Origin of the sequence: Enterobacter sichuanensis, from assembly GCF_009036245.1 — a bacterium.
Lineage (GTDB): Bacteria > Pseudomonadota > Gammaproteobacteria > Enterobacterales > Enterobacteriaceae > Enterobacter > Enterobacter sichuanensis.
In genome coordinates, this window is the sequence record NZ_CP027986.1 from 2,627,967 (window position 1) to 2,650,094 (window position 22,128).

13 protein-coding genes, 2 tRNA genes and 1 other RNA gene are annotated in these 22,128 nt (G+C 59.2%); 7 read left to right on the forward strand and 9 right to left on the reverse strand.

All coding sequences use genetic code 11. The features are described from left to right. Window positions 1-8: 8 nt before the first annotated feature. The 4 genes from purU (at window position 9) to C1N69_RS12635 (ending at window position 1,389) form a co-directional block, all read left to right on the forward strand. Window positions 9-851, forward strand: a complete 843-nt coding sequence (gene purU, locus C1N69_RS12620; protein WP_014832256.1) for a formyltetrahydrofolate deformylase — start codon at window positions 9-11, stop codon at window positions 849-851. A 156-nt stretch (window positions 852-1,007) separates the two neighbouring features. Next, a tRNA-Tyr gene (locus tag C1N69_RS12625) sits at window positions 1,008-1,092 on the forward strand. A 35-nt stretch (window positions 1,093-1,127) separates the two neighbouring features. Beyond that, window positions 1,128-1,212 (forward strand) — tRNA-Tyr (locus C1N69_RS12630). Window positions 1,213-1,258: 46 nt separating this feature from the next. Beyond that, a non-coding RNA gene (locus C1N69_RS12635) (RtT sRNA) lies at window positions 1,259-1,389 on the forward strand. A gap of 109 nt (window positions 1,390-1,498) precedes the next feature. Here C1N69_RS12635 and C1N69_RS12640 read toward each other — a convergent pair. Next, on the reverse strand, window positions 1,499-1,942 hold the full coding sequence (locus C1N69_RS12640; protein WP_025756547.1) for an Lrp/AsnC family transcriptional regulator: 444 nt from the start codon (window positions 1,940-1,942) through the stop codon (window positions 1,499-1,501). Window positions 1,943-2,049: 107 nt separating this feature from the next. Here C1N69_RS12640 and C1N69_RS12645 point away from each other — a divergent pair, with 107 nt between their 5' ends. Then, window positions 2,050-2,946, forward strand: a complete 897-nt coding sequence (locus C1N69_RS12645) for a DMT family transporter (RefSeq protein ID WP_155031929.1) — start codon at window positions 2,050-2,052, stop codon at window positions 2,944-2,946. Here C1N69_RS12645 and narI read toward each other — a convergent pair. The 5 genes from narI to C1N69_RS12670 all read right to left on the reverse strand — a co-directional run bounded on the left by narI (window position 2,943) and on the right by C1N69_RS12670 (window position 11,380). Beyond that, complete coding sequence (gene narI / locus C1N69_RS12650; RefSeq protein ID WP_045286274.1) at window positions 2,943-3,620, reverse strand: respiratory nitrate reductase subunit gamma; 678 nt, start codon at window positions 3,618-3,620, stop codon at window positions 2,943-2,945. The genes C1N69_RS12645 and narI overlap by 4 nt on opposite strands. Further along, a complete protein-coding gene (gene narJ, locus C1N69_RS12655) occupies window positions 3,620-4,330 on the reverse strand; it encodes a nitrate reductase molybdenum cofactor assembly chaperone (RefSeq protein WP_155031307.1) in 711 nt (236 codons plus the stop codon). Before narJ ends, narI begins: the two co-directional genes overlap by 1 nt. After that, window positions 4,327-5,862: a nitrate reductase subunit beta gene (gene narH / locus C1N69_RS12660; RefSeq protein WP_025756543.1), complete on the reverse strand. Its 1,536-nt coding sequence runs from the start codon at window positions 5,860-5,862 to the stop codon at window positions 4,327-4,329. The genes narJ and narH overlap by 4 nt, the downstream gene beginning before the upstream one ends. Continuing rightward, window positions 5,859-9,602 carry a nitrate reductase subunit alpha gene (locus C1N69_RS12665; RefSeq protein ID WP_155031308.1) on the reverse strand — a complete coding sequence of 1,248 codons (3,744 nt, stop codon included), beginning with the start codon at window positions 9,600-9,602 and terminating at the stop codon, window positions 5,859-5,861. The genes narH and C1N69_RS12665 overlap by 4 nt, the downstream gene beginning before the upstream one ends. Before the next feature lie 383 nt (window positions 9,603-9,985). Continuing rightward, entirely contained in the window at window positions 9,986-11,380 is a 1,395-nt protein-coding gene (locus tag C1N69_RS12670; protein WP_155031309.1) for a NarK family nitrate/nitrite MFS transporter, read from the reverse strand. 309 nt (window positions 11,381-11,689) lie between these two features. Between C1N69_RS12670 and narX the strand changes: the two genes are divergently transcribed. Further along, window positions 11,690-13,486 (forward strand): nitrate/nitrite two-component system sensor histidine kinase NarX, encoded by a 1,797-nt coding sequence (narX, locus tag C1N69_RS12675; RefSeq protein WP_155031310.1) that lies wholly within the window; start codon window positions 11,690-11,692, stop codon window positions 13,484-13,486. Further along, on the forward strand, window positions 13,479-14,129 hold the full coding sequence (gene narL / locus C1N69_RS12680; RefSeq protein WP_008499531.1) for a two-component system response regulator NarL: 651 nt from the start codon (window positions 13,479-13,481) through the stop codon (window positions 14,127-14,129). The genes narX and narL overlap by 8 nt, the downstream gene beginning before the upstream one ends. Before the next feature lie 3 nt (window positions 14,130-14,132). Here the strand turns inward: narL and C1N69_RS12685 are convergent, their stop codons facing one another. From C1N69_RS12685 to nirB, 3 genes are all read right to left on the reverse strand, one after another. Then, complete coding sequence (locus C1N69_RS12685; protein ID WP_155031311.1) at window positions 14,133-15,539, reverse strand: YchO/YchP family invasin; 1,407 nt, start codon at window positions 15,537-15,539, stop codon at window positions 14,133-14,135. A gap of 125 nt (window positions 15,540-15,664) precedes the next feature. Further along, window positions 15,665-18,142 carry a nitrate reductase gene (locus tag C1N69_RS12690; RefSeq protein WP_155031312.1) on the reverse strand — a complete coding sequence of 826 codons (2,478 nt, stop codon included), beginning with the start codon at window positions 18,140-18,142 and terminating at the stop codon, window positions 15,665-15,667. After that, entirely contained in the window at window positions 18,139-22,128 is a 3,990-nt protein-coding gene (gene nirB / locus C1N69_RS12695) for a nitrite reductase large subunit NirB (RefSeq protein WP_155031313.1), read from the reverse strand. Before nirB ends, C1N69_RS12690 begins: the two co-directional genes overlap by 4 nt.

Sequence of the window (22,128 nt, forward strand, 5' to 3'; positions counted from 1 at the left end):
TCCCGGCGATGCAATCACTACAACGTAAAGTTCTGCGCACCATCTGTCCCGATCAAAAAGGACTGATCGCACGAATTACCAACATTTGTTACAAGCATGAACTGAATATCGTGCAGAACAACGAGTTCGTTGACCACCGTACCGGACGTTTCTTCATGCGTACCGAACTGGAAGGTATTTTCAACGACACCACCCTGCTTGCCGATCTGGACAGCGCGCTGCCGGAAGGCTCCGTGCGTGAACTGACCCCCGCAGGCCGACGCCGCATCGTGATTCTGGTGACCAAAGAGGCGCATTGCCTGGGCGATCTGCTGATGAAAGCCAACTACGGCGGTCTGGACGTCGAAATTGCGGCCGTTATCGGCAACCATGAGACGCTGCGCACGCTGGTCGAGCGTTTTGATATTCCGTTCGAGCTGGTCAGCCATGAAGGCCACACCCGTGAAGAACACGACAACCTGATGGCGCAGGCCATTGAAGCGCACAACCCGGACTACGTGGTGCTGGCAAAATATATGCGCGTGCTGACGCCATCCTTCGTGGCGCGCTTCCCGAATAAGATTATCAACATTCACCACTCGTTCCTGCCGGCCTTTATCGGTGCGCGTCCTTACCATCAGGCCTATGAGCGGGGCGTGAAGATCATCGGAGCCACGGCGCACTACGTGAATGACAACCTGGATGAAGGTCCTATCATCATGCAGGACGTGATTCATGTGGATCATACCTACACGGCTGAGGACATGATGCGCGCCGGGCGCGACGTTGAGAAGAATGTGCTCAGCCGTGCGCTGTATCAGGTGCTGGCGCAGCGGGTCTTCGTTTACGGTAACAGAACCATTATTCTTTAATCCCAGGGAAATGAATTGATTAGCTTTGCACCTTTACGGATAAAAAGCAGGCAAACGACGTCATTTCACTAAAGGAATGCTTTACAGGGGCGCCTCATTTGATATGATGCGCCCCGCTTCCAGCAGGAAGCAGGCCAGTTAATAGCATTACCCCGTGGTGGGGTTCCCGAGCGGCCAAAGGGAGCAGACTGTAAATCTGCCGTCATCGACTTCGAAGGTTCGAATCCTTCCCCCACCACCATCTCTCAGCATCACCTCAAAATTTGAATTACCCCTGGTGGGGTTCCCGAGCGGCCAAAGGGAGCAGACTGTAAATCTGCCGTCATCGACTTCGAAGGTTCGAATCCTTCCCCCACCACCATCAATTCCCATACGACTCTAAACTCTCTGTTCGCACCGGGCATCATGAATTTCCGTAACGGGGAAGGATGAGAAGCTTCGACTAAGGTTCGATTCGAGCGTAGCGAGAAAGCGTTGCCGCAGGCAACGACCCGAAGGGCGAGGCGCAACGCGCCGAGTCATCCTTCCCCCACCACCATCATTTCCATGCGCTGTAAAATCTTCCTTACCTCAACGCTCCACAATTTTTCGATATATGAATCCGTTGTAGGCCGGGTAAGGCGCAGCCGCCACCCGGCGACAGATGGCTACATCGGTGGCAAACGTCGCGTCACCGGCGTGCTTTTCACAATCGACGTATTGCACTGGGCATGCTCCGCCAGCCCGTCCAGCAGCGCATCAAGCTGCTCGATAGACCGCACCACCAGCCGGATAACAAAGCAGTCCTCCCCGGTCACTTTGTCGCTCTCAATACACTCCGGCATTGCCTGAATGTACTTATCCACTTTATGCAACAGCCCCGGCAGCGGCCGTACGCGCACCAGCGCCTGCAGTGTATACCCCAACGCCGCCAGGTTCACCCGCGCGCCATACCCCTGAATCACACCGCGCTCTTCCAGCCTTTTCAGGCGCTCTGCCGTGCTGGGTGACGTCAGCCCGATACGCCCGCTGAGCACCTTCAGGGACATACGCGCATCCTCAACCAGACAGGCTAAGATTTGTCGGTCGATATCATCAAGAAGGCATTCCATCATTTTCACCTAATTTTAAAAAGTCATTTACCTCTTCAACCTTATATCACCCCTGTAAAACACGACAGCCATTTTCGACAATAACGTCATCAATCAGGAGGTGAATGATGCGTGATTTCCATAAAGGCGTCTGGCAAATGAGCCTGGCGATGTTAATTTCCGGCTCAATTGGCGCGTTTGTTTTACTGTCCGGTCTGCCGGTAACGGAAGTGGTGTTCTGGCGCTGCCTGATTGGGGCAGTGGCACTGTTCATTTTTATTCGCATGAGTCGAAAGCCGTTTAGCCCCCTCACCCGCACGACGCTGCTGCTGGCGATCCTCGGCGGAGCGGCATTAGTGGTGAACTGGCTGCTGCTCTTCGCGGCCTATGAACGGATCTCGATTGGTCTTTCAACCGTGGTGTATAACACTCAGCCGTTTATGCTGGTATTGATGGGGATGCTTTTCGGCGAGCGTGTCAGCCTGGTGAAATGGGGCTGGCTGGTGCTCGCCTTTGGCGGCGTGGTCATTTTGCTCTCCAGTGAGTTGACCAGCGCACATGGCGCCGACTGGCTCGCCGGGATCGGGCTGGCAATGGCCGCAGCCTTCTTCTATGCGGTAACGGCCATCATTGCCCGCAAGCTGAGATCGGTTGCGCCGCAGCACATTGCCTTCATCCAGGTACTGACGGGCGTCGTCATGCTTCTGCCGTTTGCCCGCATGCCGTCATTTTCCGCCGATTTCCCCTGGCCGATCTTGCTGACGCTGGGCATTGTCCATACTGGCATTATGTATCAACTGCTCTACAGCGCGATTCAGAAGTTGCCGACGCCCATTACCGGCTCGCTGTCGTTTATCTATCCGGTAGTGGCGATCGTTGTTGATAATCTGGTATTTGGACACTCGCTGAACCTGACGCAACTGGCAGGCGGCGCGCTGATCCTGTTTGCTGCAGCGGGCAATAACCTGGGCTGGGGCGAAAAAAAACCCCGCGAGTGCGGGGTTGGTATCAAAACGGCAAATTAGCGACGGGCGCGTACAATCTGGTATTTGCGCGTCAGGTATTCCACCGGCGCGCTCCAGATGTGCACCAGGCGAGAGAACGGGAATAACACAAACAGCGTCATCCCCAGCACAAGGTGAACGCGGAAGATAAACGCCACGCCGTCCAGATGTTCAGATGCACCACCGTGGAAAGTCACCACAGACTGCGCCCAGCCCACCAGCTTCATCATTTCACTGCCGTCCATATGCTGCGCCGAGAACGGAATGGTCAGCAGACCCAGCGCGCACTGCACCATCAGCAGGGAGAGGATCAGGATGTCCGCCCCGGTGGTGGTTGCCCGCACGCGGGGGCTGAACAGACGACGTTTCAACAGCAGCAGGCCCCCCACCAGGGTCATCACCCCGCAGGCCCCACCGGCGATCATCGCCATCTTCTGCTTCACCTCGATGGGCAGCCACGCTTCGTACATCCAGTGCGGCGTCAGCATGCCGAGGAAGTGGCCGGCAAAAATGCCCAGAATACCGATGTGGAACAGGTTAGAGGCCACATGCATCCCTTTACGATCCAGCATCTGGCTGGAGCCAGCGCGCCAGGTATACTGGCCGTAGTCATAACGCAGCCAGCTTCCCACCAGGAACACGGTGCCCGCGATATACGGGTAGATGTCAAAGAAGAACATATTCAGGAAGTGCATTATTGCTGTCCTCCGTTAGAGATATTCAAATATTGCGGGGCAACGGCACCGGCAAAACGACGCTGGTGAGCAGAGATTTCAGACTCGCCACAGCTCTGGTCAGCAAAGAATTTCACCTGTTCTTCCTCCCAGACGGCATCCAGCGCCTGCGGGGTATCGTCCCGGGCTTCATCGGCGATTTTCTCCGCCACTTTTTCACTGTCGACCGACGCGTTGGCCAGCTTCACCAGCAGGTCGAACAGCACCGCGTAGCGGCTCTCGCGCTGCTGAAGCCGCGCGCCGAGCAGCGCCAGGATCGGCGCGATGTCCTGCAGACCACCCAGCGCCTCCTCTTTCGGCAGGTGCGCCAGATACTCCAGATAGAGTGGCAGATGGTCCGGCAGCTCGCGGCTGTCGAGCTGCAGGCCGTGCTGCTCGTACTGCGCCATCAGGTCAACCATCGCCTGACCGCGGTCGCGGGACTCACCGTGAACATGTTCAAACAGCAGCAGCGAGGTTGCCCGCCCGCGGTCAAACAGCTGGCTGTAGTCCGCCTGCGCATCGAGAAGATCGCGCGCTAACAGGTCGCGGAGGAAAACCCCAAGCCGCTGGGCATCCTCTTTATCCAGGTTTTCGGATGACGCTAGTGCATCAAACAGCTCCTGCTGATGCTGCGCCAGCGCGGCATCCGGGTACTCCAGCAGACGCGAAACAATGACGAGTTCAATCATGAGTGCGGCTCCGTTTTACTGGTCACATCCATGGCGTCGATGCGGCGGCTGTTGAACAGATTGAATTTGCTGTCTGACCCGTGGCAGCCGTCGCCAAAGGTAAAGCCACAGCCATTTTTCTCCGGGAAGGCTTCGCGGGCCAGTTCTCGGTGGCTGCTCGGCACCACGAAACGATCTTCGTAGTTGGCAATTGCCAGGTAGCGGTACATCTCCTGCGCCTGCGCTTCGGTCAGACCGACCTCTTCCAGCGCACGGGTATCGGTCACGCCGTCCACGGTTTCGGCACGTTTGAAGTGGCGCATTGCCAGCATACGTTTCAGCGCCAGCAGTACCGGCTGGGTATCGCCTGCGGTCAGCAGGTTTGCCAGATACTGAACCGGGATACGCAGGCTTTCCACGTCCGGCAGAATGCCGTTACTGCCCAGCTCGCCCGCATCCGCGGCTGACTGAATCGGCGACAGAGGCGGCACGTACCAGACCATCGGCAGCGTGCGGTATTCCGGGTGCAGCGGCAGGGCCAGCTTCCAGTCCATCGCCATTTTGTACACCGGAGACTGCTGCGCGGCGTCAATCACGCTCTGCGGAATGCCATCCTTCAGAGCCTGCTCAATCACCTTCGGATCGTTCGGGTCGAGGAACACGTCCAGCTGACGCTGATAGAGATCTTTCTCATGCTCGGTGCTGGCAGCGTTTTCAATCGCGTCGGCGTCGTACAGCAGCACGCCGAGGTAGCGGATACGGCCTACGCAGCTCTCGGAGCAAACGGTTGGCATACCGGCTTCAATACGCGGGTAGCAGAAGATGCACTTCTCAGACTTGCCGCTCTTCCAGTTGAAGTAGATTTTTTTGTACGGGCAACCGGTGATGCACATCCGCCAGCCGCGGCACTTGTCCTGGTCGATAAGGACAATGCCGTCTTCTTCACGCTTGTAGATGGCACCACTCGGGCAGGTCGCCACGCACGCCGGGTTGAGGCAGTGCTCGCACAGGCGCGGCAGATACATCATGAAGGTGTTTTCGAACTGGCCGTACATCGCCTTCTGCATGTTCTCGAAATTCTGGTCTTTGGCGCGTTTTTCGAACTCGCCGCCCAGGATCTCTTCCCAGTTTGGACCGCTGGTAATTTTGTCCATGCGCTGACCGGTGATCAGCGAGCGAGGACGGGCGATCGGCTGGTGTTTGCTTTCCGGCGCGTTGTGCAGGTTCTGGTAGTCGTAGTCAAACGGCTCGTAATAATCCTCAATGCCCGGCAGATGCGGGTTAGCGAAGATTTTTCCCAGAAGCAAGGCGCGGTTACCCATGCGCGGCTGCAGCTTACCGTTGATTTTGCGGATCCAGCCGCCCTTCCACTTCTCCTGGTTTTCCCAGTCGGTCGGGAAGCCGGTGCCCGGCTTACTTTCCACGTTGTTGAACCAGGCGTACTCCATACCTTCACGGCTGGTCCAGACGTTTTTACAGGTGACCGAGCAGGTATGACAGCCGATGCATTTATCCAGATTCAGCACCATGCCGACTTGTGAACGAATTTTCATTTTACGCTCTCCTGTACCTGGTCATTACCTTCGCCGTCTAACCAGTTAATATTCTTCATCTTACGTACCACCACGAACTCATCGCGGTTCGAACCTACGGTGCCGTAGTAGTTAAAGCCGTAGGCCAGCTGGGCATAGCCACCGATCATATGGGTCGGTTTCGGCGTAATACGGGTCACGGAGTTGTGGATCCCGCCGCGCTGCTCGGTGATTTCTGACCCCGGCAGGTTCACGATACGCTCCTGCGCGTGGTACATCATGGTCATCCCGGCCGGTACGCGCTGGCTCACCACCGCACGCGCCGTCAGGGCACCGTTGCTGTTGAACACTTCGATCCAGTCGTTATCTTCGATACCCAGATCTTTGGCGTCCGTTTCGCTCATCCAGACAATCGGACCACCGCGCGACAGGGTCAGCATCAGCAGGTTGTCGCTGTAGGTGGAGTGGATCCCCCACTTCTGGTGCGGTGTCAGGAAGTTCAGCGCCTTCTCCGGGTTACCGTTCGATTTCGCACCCATTACGGTTTTCACGGAGCGGGTGTCGATTGGCGGACGGTAAACCAGCAGGCTTTCACCGAAGTCGCGCATCCACTGGTGATCCTGATACAGCGACTGACGACCGGAGAGGGTGCGCCATGGGATCAGCTCATGAACGTTGGTGTAGCCAGCGTTGTAAGAGACATGCTCATCTTCGAGGCCAGACCAGGTCGGGCTGGAGATAATCTTGCGCGGCTGCGCCTGAATATCGCGGAAGCGGATTTTCTCTTCCTCTTTATTCTTCGCCAGGTGCGTATGGTCGCGACCGGTAAACTCGCTCAGGGCCGCCCAGGCTTTCACCGCGACGTGGCCGTTGGTTTCCGGTGCCAGGGTCAGGATCATCTCTGCGGCATCAATCGCCGTGTTAAGGCAGGGCTGGCCTTTCGCCGGGCCGTCCGCTTTGGTGTAGTTAAGCTTGCGCAGCAGATCCATTTCGCTCTGGGTGTTCCAGGCAATCCCTTTCCCGCCGTTACCGATTTTCTCCATCAGCGGGCCGATAGAGGTAAAGCGTTCGTACGTTGCCGGGTAATCACGTTCAACCGGAATGATGTGCGGGGCAGTCACGCCCGGGATCAGGTCGCACTCGCCTTTTTTCCAGTCCTTCACGTCCAGCGGCTGCGCCAGTTCAGCAGCGGAGTCGTGCTGGATTGGCAGCGTCACCACGTCGGTCTCTTTGCCGAGGTGCCCCACGCAGACCTCAGAGAATTTCTTCGCGATGTCCTTGTAGATATCCCAGTCGCTTTTCGATTCCCACGCCGGGTCAACGGCCGCAGACAGCGGATGAATAAACGGATGCATATCCGAAGTATTCATGTCGTCTTTTTCGTACCAGGTGGCGGTAGGCAGCACGATGTCGGAATACAGGCAGGTGCTGGAGAGACGGAAGTCGAGGGTTACCACCAGATCCAACTTGCCGTCGAGACCGTTGTCTTTCCACTCCACCTCTTCCGGCTTCACGCCGCCCTGCTTGCCGAGATCTTTCCCCTGAATGCCGTTTTCGGTACCCAGCAGGTATTTCAGCATGTACTCGTGGCCTTTACCGGACGAGCCCAGCAGGTTGGAGCGCCAGATAAACAGGTTACGCGGATGGTTTTTCCCGTTTTCCGGCTGTTCTGCCGCGAAACGGATTGAGCCATCCTTCAGTGATTTCACGGTGTAATCCACCGGCGACATCCCCGCCTTCTTCGCCTCTTCCGCGATGCGCAGCGGGTTGGTGCCCAGCTGAGGCGCAGACGGCAGCCAGCCCATGCGCTCAGCTCGCACGTTGAAGTCAATCAGGTGGCCGCTGTAGCGGGATTTATCCGCCATCGGCGACAGCAATTCCTGGGCGGTGAACGTTTCGTAGCGCCACTGGCTGGAGTGGTTATAGAAGTAAGAGGTGCTGTTCATATGGCGTGCAGGACGCTGCCAGTCGAGGGCAAACGCCAGCGGCTGCCAGCCAGTCTGCGGACGCAGTTTTTCCTGGCCTACGTAATGCGCCCAGCCGCCGCCGCTCTGACCGACACAGCCGCAGAAAATCAGCATGTTGATCAGACCACGGTAGTTCATATCCAGGTGATACCAGTGGTTCAGACCCGCACCGACGATGATCATCGAACGGCCATGGGTCTTGTCGGCGTTTTCAGCGAACTCACGGGCGATACGCACGATCTGTGCGCGAGGTACGCCGGTGATCTGTTCCGCCCATGCCGGGGTGTAGGCTTTCACGTCGTCATAGCTGGTCGCACAGTTTTCATCGTTCAGACCACGCTCCAGGCCGTAGTTCGCCATGGTCAGGTCATAAACGGTAGTGACCAGCGCGGTAGAGCCGTCGGCCAGCTGCAGGCGTTTCACCGGCAGCTTATGCATCAGGACGTTTTGCAGCTCAACCTTGTTGAAATGCTCGGAACCTTCGCCGCCGAAGTACGGGAAGCCGACCTCGGCGATCTCGTCCTGGCTACCCAGCATGCTCAGACGCAGTTCCGTCTCTTCGCCCGTCGTGCCGTTACGCTGCTCGAGATTCCACTTGCCCTTCTCGCCCCAGCGGAAGCCGATAGAGCCGTTTGGCGCCACCAGCTCGCCGTTGCTGTTGTACGCGACGGTTTTCCACTCAGGGTTATTTTCCTGGCCCAGCGCATCCACCAGATCGGCGGCGCGCAGGGTGCGGCCCGCGGCGTAGTACCCGTCACGTTCTTCCAGCATCACCAGCATTGGCATGTCGGTGTAGCGGCGGACATAGTCGGTGAAGTACTGGCTGGGCTTATCCAGGTGGAACTCGCGCAGCATGACGTGGCCCATCGCCATCGCCATCGCGGCATCGGTACCCTGCTTCGGTGCCAGCCACAGGTCGCACAGCTTGGCGATTTCGGCGTAGTCCGGGGTTACCGCCACGGTTTTGGTGCCTTTGTAACGCACTTCGGTAAAGAAGTGCGCATCCGGCGTACGGGTCTGCGGCACGTTAGAGCCCCAGGCGATGATGTAGCTGGAGTTGTACCAGTCCGCGGATTCGGGTACGTCCGTCTGCTCGCCCCAGGTCTGCGGCGAGGCTGGCGGCAGGTCGCAGTACCAGTCGTAGAAGCTCAGGCAGGTGCCGCCGATTAAGGAGAGATAGCGCGCGCCTGAGGCATAAGAGACCATCGACATCGCCGGGATCGGCGAGAAGCCCGCCACGCGGTCAGGACCGTAGGTTTTAACGGTGTAGACGTTAGAAGCGGCAATCAGCTCGTTGACCTCTTTCCAGGAAGAACGCACAAAGCCACCGCGGCCGCGGGCCTGCTTAAAGCTTTTCGCTTTGTCCGCATCTTCAATAATGGAGGCCCAGGCATCAACCGGATCGCTGTGCTGCACCTTCGCTTCGCGCCACATTTTCATCAGGCGCTTGCGCATCAGCGGGTATTTGAGGCGGTTCGCGCTGTAGAGATACCAGGAGTAGCTGGCACCACGCGGGCAGCCGCGCGGTTCGTGGTTTGGCATATCCGGACGGGTGCGCGGATAGTCGGTCTGCTGCATCTCCCAGGTCACCAGACCGTTTTTAACAAATATCTTCCAGCTACATGAGCCAGTGCAGTTCACGCCGTGGGTTGAACGGACGACTTTGTCATGCTGCCAGCGCTGGCGGTAACCGTCTTCCCAGTCCCGGTTGGTATCCAGAACCTGGCCGTGCCCATCGGCAAAAGTTTCGCCCTTCTGTTTGAAGTAGCGAAACCGGTCCAAAAATTTGCTCATCGGGTATCTCCTGTGTGGAGCCTGTGGCTCTCTAAATCGACATTGCTGATTTGCAGCGAAGGTAACGCCCTGAAAGAGGGGGAGAATTGATAACGATCAAGACGACGCGGGACTTTCCGGGGTGGGGTTACGCTGAATACCACCAAAGCGGTATTTTCTAAAACCTTTCATCTTTTTGATATATAAGATTATTTGTTTTTTACCGTACAAAAAACAGGGTGTTCGTTAACATCTCAGGTATTAAGGGGTAGACCCCCCTGTAAAGCGATGGCGATCACAGTGTTACCCGCTGGTTTTCTCTGCGCGCGTTTCAGTATGTTGTAACTAATTATCAGCAAAAAAAACGCGACCCGAAGGCCGCGTAAACGGATAATCACACTTACTTATTTTTTCTTAGTATTACGCCCATATACCAGCCACGTGATCACGACGCAGGCGATATAGAAGACAAGGAAAACTTTCATTGCGCCCGCCGGAGAGCCGGTCAGCTCCAGCGAAATACCAAACGCTTTCGGGATAAAGAAGCCGCCAATCGCGCCAATCGCAGAGATAAAGCCCAGAGCCGCCGCCGTATCGGTCGCCGCTTCACGCATGGCCTGCTCTTCGCTTCCCCCCTGCGCCTTCACGCGATCCATGGTCAGCTTACGGAAGATCACGGAGATCATCTGGAAGGTGGAAGCGCTCCCCAGCCCGGCCGTCAGGAACAGCACCATAAACACCCCGAAGAAGGCGATGAAGTTACCGCCCTGTCCGTCTGTCGGCAGCGTCAGGAACAGCAGCGCACAGAAGACCGCCATCACGACGAAGTTAACCAGCGTCACGCGCGTCCCGCCCAGACGGTCAGAGATCATGCCGCCAACGGAACGCGCCAGGGCACCAATAAACGGTCCGAAGAAGGCAAAGTGCAGGATCTGAATTTCCGGGAACTGCGTTTTCGACAGCATAGCGAAGCCCGCAGAGAAACCGATGAACGAACCGAAGGTGGCCAGATACAGCAGCGCCATTACCCACAGGTGCCCACGCTTCAGCACCGGCAGCTGTTCGCTCAGCGACGCTTTCGACGCGGACAGGTCATTCATAAAGAACCAGGCTGCAAGGGTGAACACCACCAGGAATGGCACCCAAATCCAGGACGCATTTTGCAGGTACAGGGATGAACCATCCGCCTGCTCAACGCCACCGCCGCCAAAGGCAGCAAAGATGGAAACCGAAATCGCCAGCGGCGCAATCAGCTGCATCACGCTGACGCCCATATTCCCCAGACCGCCGTTAATGCCCAGCGCACCGCCCTGCTTCGCTTTCGGGAAGAAGAAGCTGATGTTTGCCATACTGGAGGCGAAGTTCGCCCCGGCAAAACCGCACAGCAGAGAGATAATCACGAACACGCTGAACGGCGTGGAGGTATCCTGCACCGCGAAGCCGAGCCAGACGCAAGGAACGATCATGATGCCCGTGCTGAACGCCGTCCAGCGACGACCGCCAAAGACCGGTACCATAAACGCGTAAGGGACACGCAGCAGCGCACCCGACAGCGACGGTAACGCAGTCAACATAAACAGCTGATCGGTCGTAAACGTAAACCCCACTTTCGGCAGGTTGACCGCCACCGCACTAAACAACATCCATACGCAAAACGCTAACAGCAAACACGGAACGGAAATCCACAGATTCCGGCTTGCAACACGATGGCCGCGCTGTTGCCAGAACGCCGGATCCTCTGGACGCCAGTCTGTAATAACGGCACCACTTTCCCTTTCGGGAGCGGATGAGTGACTCATAGACACCTCTGATTCTCGAATGATGCTGCAAACATTAGGGTTTTAGGGCGGCGGTAAGTTGATATAAATCAAAGGAAAAGTGGGAGGATTTGCGGCACAAAAAAAGGGCTTATCCTTAGTGAGTAGGCTAATTCGACAGAAAAGACGTGGTTTTTCACGGCGCTGACGCGTTCCTGCCACCCCCGCGTTCTGCCCCCTACTCCGTTGGCAATTTAGGGGTAATCCTTTATTGGTATGGGTATACTCCAGGGTATGCACCAGAATAGCGCCATTCCTGCAAGCAGGCCACGTCAGGAGCACGCCAACTCTATGTTAAAAAGATGTTTATCTCCGCTGACGCTCGTGAATCAGCTCGCCCTGATTGTTTTGCTGTCCACCGCCATTGGCGTGACCGGCATGGCGATCTCCGGCTGGCTGGTACAGGGGGTACAGGGTAATGCGCATGCCATTAATGAGGCAGGCTCACTACGCATGCAGAGTTATCGCCTGCTGGCATCGGTTCCCCTGACGCAGGCCGATCGGCCCTTAATTGATGAAATGGAGCGCACCGCGTTCAGCCCCGAGCTGGAAAATGCCGCCATTCGCGCCGGTCAACAATCCCAGCTTAAAGCCCTTCAGGGGTACTGGCACACCCAGCTGCAGCCGGGCCTGAAACAGGCGCACAGTACAGAGGCGGTTGCCCAGGACGTGGCGGGGTTCGTTACGCGCATTGACGCGCTGGTCTCCGCGTTCGACCAGACCACCGAACTACGCATCGACCGGGTGGTAATGGTGCACCGGGCAATGGCGCTGTTTATGGGGCTGCTGCTGATCTTCACTATCGTCTGGCTTCGCGCCCGGCTGTTGAATCCCTGGAAACAGCTGCTGGCGATGGCCCGCGCGGTCACCGCGCGCGATTTCACCCAGCGCACGCACATCAGCGGACGCAACGAGATGGCGATGCTCGGCCAGGCGCTCAACACCATGTCGGCAGAGCTTTCCGAGAGCTACGCGGTGCTGGAACAGCGCGTGCAGGAAAAAACGGCGGGCCTTGAGCAGAAAAACGAGATCCTCTCCTTCCTGTGGCAGGCCAACCGCCGCCTGCACATGCAGGTGCCGTTATGCGAACGTCTCTCGCCGGTGCTGAACGGTTTGCAAAATCTGACCCTGCTGCGCGACCTGGAGCTGCGGGTCTACGATGTGGAAGACGAAGAGAACCATCAGGAATTTACCTGTCAGTCGGATATGTCCTGCGATGACAAAGGCTGCCATCTTTGCCCTCGCGGCCTGCCGCCGCTGACCTCCGGCGGCACCACCCTGAAGTGGCGTCTGACGGACAGCCACACCCAGTACGGCATTCTGCTGGCCACCCTGCCAACCGGACGCCACCTGAGCCACGACCAGCAGCAGCTGGTGGATACGCTGGTTGAACAGTTAACAGCCACGCTGGCGCTCGACAGGCATCAGGAAAAACAGCAGCAACTGATCGTCATGGAAGAGCGCGCGACCATCGCCCGCGAACTGCACGACTCCATCGCCCAGTCGCTCTCCTGTATGAAAATGCAGGTCAGCTGTCTGCAGATGCAGGATGCTGAGATGCCGGAAAGCAACAAGCAGCTGCTGAGCCAGATCCGCAACGAGCTGAATACCTCCTGGATCCAGCTTCGCGAGCTGCTGACCACCTTCCGTCTGCAGCTGACCGAGCCGGGCCTGCGCCCGGCGCTGGAAGCCAGCTGTCACGAATTTAGCGCCCGGCTGGGGTTCCCGGTGAAGCTGGATTACCAGCTGCCGCCGCGGTTTGTCCCCTCCCATCAGGCCATCCATTTACTGCAGATCGCCCGCGAAGCGCTGAGCAACGTGCTTAAGCATGCCGGCGCGACGGCGGTAACGGTCACCGTCAGCCAGCACAGCAATCAGGTGAAACTGACGGTTCACGACAACGGCCGCGGCGTGCCGGAAAATGCCGAACGCACGAACCACTATGGTTTAATTATTATGCGAGACCGCGCCCAAAGCCTGCGCGGTGATTGCCAGGTTCGCCGGAGAGAGACGGGTGGCACGGAAGTTGTCGTCACCTTTATTCCCGAGAAACCGCTCACAATTGCTCAAGGAGATACCCATGACTAATCAGGAACCGGCATCCATCCTGCTGATCGACGACCATCCGATGCTGCGTACTGGCGTGAAACAGCTGGTCAGCATGGCACCCGATATCACCGTGGTAGGCGAAGCCAGCAACGGCGAACAGGGCATTGAGCTTGCCGAATCCCTCGATCCCGATTTGATCCTGCTCGATCTGAATATGCCGGGCATGAACGGTCTGGAAACCCTCGACAAGCTGCGGGAAAAATCGCTCTCCGGGCGCATTGTCGTCTTTAGCGTGTCGAATCACGAAGAGGATGTGGTCACGGCGCTCAAGCGCGGGGCGGATGGCTATCTGCTGAAAGATATGGAGCCGGAAGATCTGCTTAAGGCACTGCAGCAGGCGGCGGCGGGCGAGATGGTGCTCAGCGAAGCCTTAACCCCGGTTCTCGCCGCCAGCCTGCGGGCAAACCGCGCCACCTCTGACCGTGACGTCAGCCAGTTAACCCCGCGCGAGCGCGATATTCTCAAGCTCATTGCCCAGGGGCTGCCGAACAAAATGATCGCCCGCCGCCTGGATATCACCGAAAGCACGGTCAAAGTGCATGTGAAGCATATGCTGAAGAAAATGAAGCTAAAATCGCGCGTGGAAGCCGCCGTATGGGTTCACCAGGAACGCATTTTTTAAGGGTTATTCATCCGGCAGCAGCTTCCAGCGCGGGTCGTCGTCAGGCAATGCGACCAGCGGTTGCACCACGGTCAGCGTGATTTCATTCGATGAGACGCGCTGGCCTTTCTCATCTTCCACCACCGCCGACAGGTGCCAGCGGTTTGACGCCCCTTCCCGGTCATCCCAGGCGGGCATGATCACGCTCCAGCCGTCGCTGCTGTTGCTTTTAGCCGGCGATGTCAGACTCAACGCCTGCGTATCCCCCTGCCAGTGGATCTGGCGAATGCCGTGCGTGCTGCGAACCTGCAGCTTCAGCATGACGGTTTCGCCCCCTTTCAAATCCCACGGCGGCGTTGCCAGCCAGACGGACAGCGTTTTGCGCTGACGGAACTCTATCACCGGCAGGCTGTTGCGCTCCGGTGAATCATAGCGGCTTCCGCGCAGGGAGCGCGTGGCGGCGACTTCACTGGCTGAAAGCTGTTTGGCCAGCGGTACGCCAAAGCGGTAGTTGAGCTTCAGCCCGAGGTTATTCTGGCTCTCGCCACTCTCGCCCTGCTTATGCGCGGCAGTCAACGTCACCAGCGGAACGGGGGTATAGTTAAGTCCCAGGTTGACTGCCACCGGGTTGTGATAGCCGGTGCCGCTATTGAACAGGTCGACATTGTCACCAAAATATTGCTCAACGCTGAGACTGGTATTCAGGTGATGGAACCACGGCAGCCAGGCGTTGGCCGTCACGTCATATCCGCGCGCCATGCGCTGCTCCTGAATGTCCGAGCGCTCACGCCAGCTGGCAAAGGGCTGATAATAGTTCGCCGACAGGTGCAGATTTTCCCCCCACACTTCCGCGCCCAGCCCGGCACGCTGCAGGTTTTCATCCAGCAGGTTATCGTAAAAGGTGTTATAGCCCAGCAGCCATTTCCCGGCGATCCAGCGCTGCCCGATGCCGGCATTACTGACCAGGCCATCCGTCTGCTGCGTCAGGCCAAGCTGGCTCCAGCTCAGGTAGCGGTTGTTATCGTTCCAGGGGATAAACCAGCTCCCGCTGCTGCCGTTGAATTTACCCTCGTTATCCACCAGCACGTTCACGCTGGCGTTCCCCCAGGGCGAGAGCCAGGACTCAATCTGCTGGTTCACCTCGCCGCTCACCGCGTCGCGCACCTGACCAAAGGCAAACTGACGAGCCTGCTCGCCGGTTGTCAGGCCGTTGTCAGTCATACTGGCTTCTCCAAAGGCTTTCGCCATTTCGGCCAGGTGTTTTTCCCCCTCTCCTGTGGGCGTCGCCATACCGAGGTCGGGCAAACTGTCCCCGTTATTATCAAAGGGATTCAGAGCCTGATGCATAAAGGAATTCGGCGCACCGTGAACGGCTCCGGCCGTAAGAAAGGAGAGTAAAAACAGCAAACGAATGCGGGACGATACAGCCATCAACGTCGTAAATAAGGACCTGTGTTCATAAGGCAATTCTTTTTATGTTAACGCGATAAGCAGCGAAATGCAGGCTTAACGGAAATTCCAGGATTATCCTGAACATTATTGTCGCCCTTACGCCATTATCCAAACAGCCCTTTCAACTCCGGCACGCAGGAGCCACAATTCGTACCACAGCGCAGCTTCGCCCCCAGCGCGCTGACGGAATCACAGCCTCCGGCAATCGCCTCCCGTATCGCGTTTTCCCCGACGCTGAAACAGGTGCAGATAATGCGCCCCGGATCGCGGTGCTTCCCCACGTCCTGCCCGTTCAGCAGCGCATGGCGCGCAGCAGGCGTCGGGGGTGGCGACTGAAAAGCGGCCTCGATGACCGTATGCGCCAGCGCCGGTAACGCGGTGCCTTCCCAGAACCCGAGCATCAGCTGGCCTTCATGCCAGGCCAGTACGCTGCTGCGTGCATCCGTTTGCGCAGTCTGCAACTGCCAGCCGCGGGCGCGGGCGTAATCCGCGACCCAGGAGAACAGCGGCGTATCCCCCGCCACCGTCAGGCGTGAGGCTTTACGCCACCCGTGCGCCGATGGCGGCAGCTCCGGTAGCGCACGGGCATACAGTTCTCCCTGCCAGGCGGGCTGCCAGGGCATGATCCTGACGGCGGTTTGTTTACTCTCCGGCTGGCCCGAAACCGGATCGCAGCGTCCTTCCACCAGCGCATTCACCTTTCCCTGACGGGCAAACTGCGCGTTCCAGTGCATCGGGGCAAAGACCTCACCTTCCCGCTGACCGTCGCGGACGCACACTCGGGCTACCATCACGCCGCGCGGCGAGCTGATGCGCGCCAGCTGGCCGTCGCACAGAGAAAACCGAGCGGCATCAGTGGGGCAAATCTCAACAAACGGTTCGGCGATATGCTGCATCAGTCTGGCCACATTTCCCGTGCGGGTCATGGTGTGCCACTGGTCACGGATGCGCCCGGTGTTAAGGATCAGCGGGTAGAATGCGCTGACCGTCGCACCGTGCGGCTGAGGGGTAACCGGAACGATGTTCCGGTGCGGAAAATCCCCCGTCGACCACTGATAAGGTTCAAGCTGCTCCCACGCGTCACGGGTCAGCGTAGCCAGGTCATGAAGGTTTAACGCCCGCGCGCCGTCATTTTCAAAGGCCGTCAGCGCCGCATGCTCGCAAAAAATCTCGTGGGGATGCTGCCAGGCAAAGGCGTCGCCGTGCCCCAGTTGTTTCGCCACCTGCGCGACAATCCACCAGTCCGGCTTCGCTTCGCCCGGCGCTGGCAGAAACGCGCGCTGGCGGGAAATACGCCGCTCCGAGTTCGTCACCGTTCCCTCTTTTTCTCCCCAGCCCAGCGCCGGAAAGCGAATATGGGCGAAGCGGCTGGTGTCGGTATCCCTCATCACCTCAGAGACAATCACCAGCGGACAGTTCGCCAGCGCCTGGCACACCGCGTGGCTGTCCGGCAGCGAGACGGCAGGGTTGGTGCCCATGATCCACACCGCCTTCACCTCGCCGCGGGCGATGGCGTCAAACAGCTCTACCGCCATCAGGCCCGGAGTTCGCGCCAGCCGCTCCGTGCCCCAGAAACGCGCCACCCGTGAAAGATCGTCTGGCTCGAAGTTCATGTGCGCCGCCAGCTGATTCGCCAGCCCGCCCACTTCCCTTCCGCCCATCGCGTTTGGCTGGCCGGTCAGGGAAAACGGGCCGCAGCCCGAACGGTTAAATTTCCCGCTGGCAAGGTGAACGTTAATGATGGCGCTGCATTTGTCGCTGCCGCTGGAGGACTGGTTGATCCCCATGGTGTAGAGCGTGATGACCCGGGGCGCCGTCATAAACCAGTCGTAAAAGGTGGCAATCTCCTGCGGCGTGAGGCCGCAAAACGCCGCTACGCGGGATATCGGCCACGTGTCCGTACCCTGAATCACATCCAGCAGACCGACAAACAGCCCGGCGTCGCTCCCGGGGGCGAGCGCCAGATGCAGGTCGGCAATATCACAGGTGGCGGTTCTGCGCGGGTCAATGACCACCACTTTCATCTCCGGATTGTTGTGCTTTGCCTGCACCAGCCGCTGGTACAGCACCGGATGCGTCCAGGCCGCGTTTGAGCCAACCAGCACCACCAGGTCGCTGTTTTCCACATCCTCGTAATTGCACGGCACGACGTCTTCACCGAAGGCGCGTTTATAGCCCACCACCGCCGACGACATGCAGAGCCGGGAGTTGGTATCAATGTTCGCCGCGCCGATAAACCCTTTCATCAACTTATTGGCGGCGTAGTAATCCTCCGTGAGCAATTGCCCGGAGGCGTAAAAGGCCACCGCCTGCGGCCCCCAGGTGTCGATGATCGCCTGTAACCGCTCGCCAGCCGCGCCCAGCGCCTGCGTCCAGTCCACCTCAACACCGTCAACCACGGGGTGCAGTAATCGCCCCTGCAGACCCGTCGTTTCTCCCAGGGCCGATCCTTTCACGCACAGGCGGCCAAAATTCGCAGGATGGCTTTCATCCCCGCGAACGCTTACCGTTTCACCTTCCACGCGAGCGACCACACCGCAGCCGACCCCACAGTAGGGGCACGTTGTCCGGGTTTCCGTCATGAGGCCTCCGCGCGCAACACCAGGGCATCGTTGCCAACCCACACTTTGCCGTCTTCAATTTTCACCGGCCAGGCACGAACCGCAGGTTCGCCATTATCCACCTGACAGCCATCGCGCAGGCGAATGCGCTGCTTATAGAGCGGCGAGATCACCACCGGCTCGCCCGACGCATCGCCAAGAATGCCGCGGGAGAGCACGTTCGCACTGCTGCCCGGCTCCCGATCGTCGAGGGCATAGACGAACTCACCAAAGCGGAACAGCGCAATCGGTTTACGCCCAAGCCGCGCGCCAATGCCCGCCTGCTCCGGGATGTCGTCGATGCCGCAAATTTCCTGCCAGCGCTTGTTGTTCTCCGCGGCAGTGTCGTTCACGGCGGTGCGGAACAGCGCCAGGCGGTTGGGATCGTTAAGCGTGGTCTGCCATTCACACTGGTAGGTTTCCACCACCCGGGCCATCTCCTGCTCCAGCTCATGGGCAATGCCAAGGCTGTCGTTGAGGATCACCTCCCGCAGGTAGTCGAGACCGCCTTCCAGGTTGTCCATCCAGGTGCTGGTGCGCTGCAGGCGATCCGCCGTGCGGATGTAAAACATCAGGAAGCGATCGACGGTGCGGATCAGCGTTTCATCATCGAGATCGCTGGCAAAGAGATCCGCGTGGCGCGGCTTCATGCCGCCGTTGCCGCACAGATAGAGGTTCCAGCCTTTGTCCGTGGCGATGACCCCGACGTCTTTACTCTGCGCCTCGGCGCATTCGCGGGTACAGCCCGAGACGGCCATTTTGATTTTGTGCGGCGCGCGCAGGCCTTTGTAACGGTGCTCCAGCCTGACCGCGAGGCTGGTGGAGTCCTGCACGCCGTAGCGACACCACGTCGACCCGACGCAGGATTTCACCGTGCGCAGGGATTTGCCGTAGGCGTGCCCGGTTTCAAACCCGGCCTCCACCAGCGCCTGCCAGATCGCCGGCAGTTGATCAAGGGTGGCACCGAAAAGGTCGATACGCTGGCCGCCGGTGATTTTGCTGTACAGGTTGTAGCGTTTGGCAATCTGACCGATAGCAATCAGCCCGTCTGCCGTCACTTCCCCTGCGGGCATCCGCGGGACGATGGAGTAAGTGCCGTCCTTCTGGATGTTGGCAAAGTAGCGGTCGTTGGTGTCCTGCAGCGGCAGGTGTGACGGTTTCAGCAGGTATTCATTCCAGCAGGAGGCCAGCACCGAGCCCACCAGCGGCTTGCAGATCTCACACCCGTGCCCCTGCCCGTAGCGGCTAATCAGCTGGTCGAAGGTGCGAATATGGTTGACGCGCACCAGGTGGTAAATCTCCTGGCGCGAGTACGGGAAGTGTTCGCAGATATCCTTTTTCACCTCCACGCCCTGCTCGGCCAGCTGGCACTCCATCACCTGCTTCACCAGCGCGCTGCACCCGCCGCAGCCGGTTGCCGCTTTGGTACACTGCTTGACGGCGCCGATGTCCGTCGCGCCGGCACTCACCGCCTGGCAGATATCGCCTTTGCTGACGTTATGGCAGGAGCAGATTTGCGCACTTTCCGGCAGCGCCGCCACGCCGAGCGCTTTTGGCGCACTGCCTGACGATGCGGGTAAAATCAGCGTCTCCGGCTCTTTTGGCAGGGCGATGCCGTTGAGCATCATCTGCACCAGCGTGGCGTACTCGCTGGCATCGCCGACCAGCACGCCGCCTAGCAGCGTTTTTCCGTCGTGGCTCACCACCATTTTTTTGTAGATCTGCTGCGGGCCGTGCGTCCACTGGTAGCTCAGCGCACCCGGCGTGCGCCCGTGAGCGTCGCCGAACGAGGCGACGTCCACGCCCAGCAGTTTTAGTTTGGTGCTCATATCCGCGCCAGTGAATGTTTTATCCTCTCCCGCCAGCGCGGCGGCGGCCACCCGCGCCATCTGGTAGCCGGGCGCGACCAGACCAAAGATTTTCCCCGCCCACAGAGCGCATTCGCCGATGGCAAATACGTTCGGGTCGGAGGTCTGACAGCGATCGTCAATGCAGATCCCGCCACGCTCGCCGATAGCCAGCCCGCTGCTGCGCGCCAGCGAATCCTGCGGACGTATGCCCGCAGAAAAGACCACCATGTCCGTTTCCAGCTGTTCGCCATCTGCAAAGCGCAGCACCAGCCCGTCGTCCGCGGGGGCGATTTCCGTTGTCGCTTTGCTGGTGTGAACGCTGACGCCCAGCGCCTCGATTTTCCTGCGCAGCATTGCCGCGCCGTCGTTGTCGAGCTGGACCGCCATCAGGTTGGGCGCAAACTCCACCACGTGGGTTTCAAGCCCGAGCTGCTTCAGCGCATTTGCCGCCTCCAGACCCAGCAGCCCGCCGCCAATCACCACCCCGCGGCGAGAGCCCGCCGCATGCGCCGCAATCGCGTCCAGATCGTCAAGGGTGCGATAGACAAAACAGCCCGGTAAATCGTTCCCCGGCACGGGTGGAACGAACGGGTATGAGCCGGTCGCCAGCACCAGTTTGTCCCAGTGGGTTTCATGCCCGCTGGCGGTGCGCACCACGCGTGCATCGCGATCGAGTGCGACAATCTGCTGCGACAGGCGCAGCTCAATGCCGTGGTCGGCAAAGAAATCCCCGTCCACCAGCGAGAGCGACGCCGCGCTGCGGCCGCCAAAATATTCCGACAGATGCACGCGGTCATAGGCGGCATAGCGCTCCTCGCCAAAGACAACAATCTGATACTGCTGATGCAGATTGCGGCTAACGCAATCTTCGAGGAAATGGTGGCCGACCATACCGTGCCCAACCACCACCAGAGTAGGTTTTGTCATAGCGTTCTGTCCTGCAACCTGCGGTTGCGTAGTGAAACGATCGAACAGCCAGTCCGCATGGGCGGGCGCAGCTGTTGCCAGTAAATCGGTGAAGGTTGCCGCTCTGCGGCAGTCCCCCATCAGCAGCACGCCAGCCAGCGCGCCGCGGTGAATCAATAAGCGTCGGTAGTGGCGCGTGAGGGGATCCCATGCGCTCCAGACCACGTCCTCCGGTTGCACCGTGGCGCGACCGGCGGTGAACAGTTCAATGCCCGTCACCTTGAGGCGCATCCCGCTGTCCGTTGGGGCAAAAGAGGCTACGGCCTCCCCGGCCAGCCGGGCGGCGAGGATATCCGCCTGCGCCAGACAGGGCGCCACCAGGCCAAACGTCTGGCCGTCGATCTCACAGCATTCGCCAATGGCGCTGACGTTCGCCGCGGAGGTCTGCATCTGCGGATTCACCACAATGCCGCGGGCGCAGCGAACGCCGCTGGCTTTGGCCAGCGAGATGTTGGGCTGAACGCCGGTGGTCAACACCACACGGGTGGCGTGAATCCGCTTGCCGTCCGACAGCGTCACCGACTCCGCCGCGATGGACGCAATCTCGGACGAAAGCGCGCAGCGCACCCCGCGTGCTGCCAGCGCCTCTTCCAGCAGGACGCCAGCCTGCTGGTCCAGCTGCTGTTCCATTAACCACGCCCCGCGATGTACCAGCGTGACGTTGTCACATGCGCTGGCAAGCGCGGCGGCAGCCTCAACGCCGAGCACCCCACCGCCCAGCACCACCGCCGGGCCCGGGATAGCCTGAATCGCGCCGATGTCCGTCAGCCGACGGAAGGTAAAGACGTGAGAGGCATCCCCGCCAGGGATAGGCGGTACAACGGGCGTTGATCCGGTGGCAAACACCAGTTCATCCCAGGCTAGCGTGGTTTGTGCTGTACGCACCAGCCGCTTCTCAACATCTACCGCGAGCACCTTTTCCCCTCTTATAACCGTCACACCCCGGGACTCATACCAGGCGTCATCCTGCAGGCGGATCTGTTCCGCCTGTTTTTCCCCACCCAGCACCGGCGAGAGCTGGATGCGGTTGTAGGCGTGTTCCGGCTCATCGCCCAGCACGGTAATCGCGAAGCGACCGGGAGCACGAGCGGTCAGCGAGGCGATCAGCCGCGTTGCTGCCATGCCATTGCCGATAACGATCAGTCGCGTCAT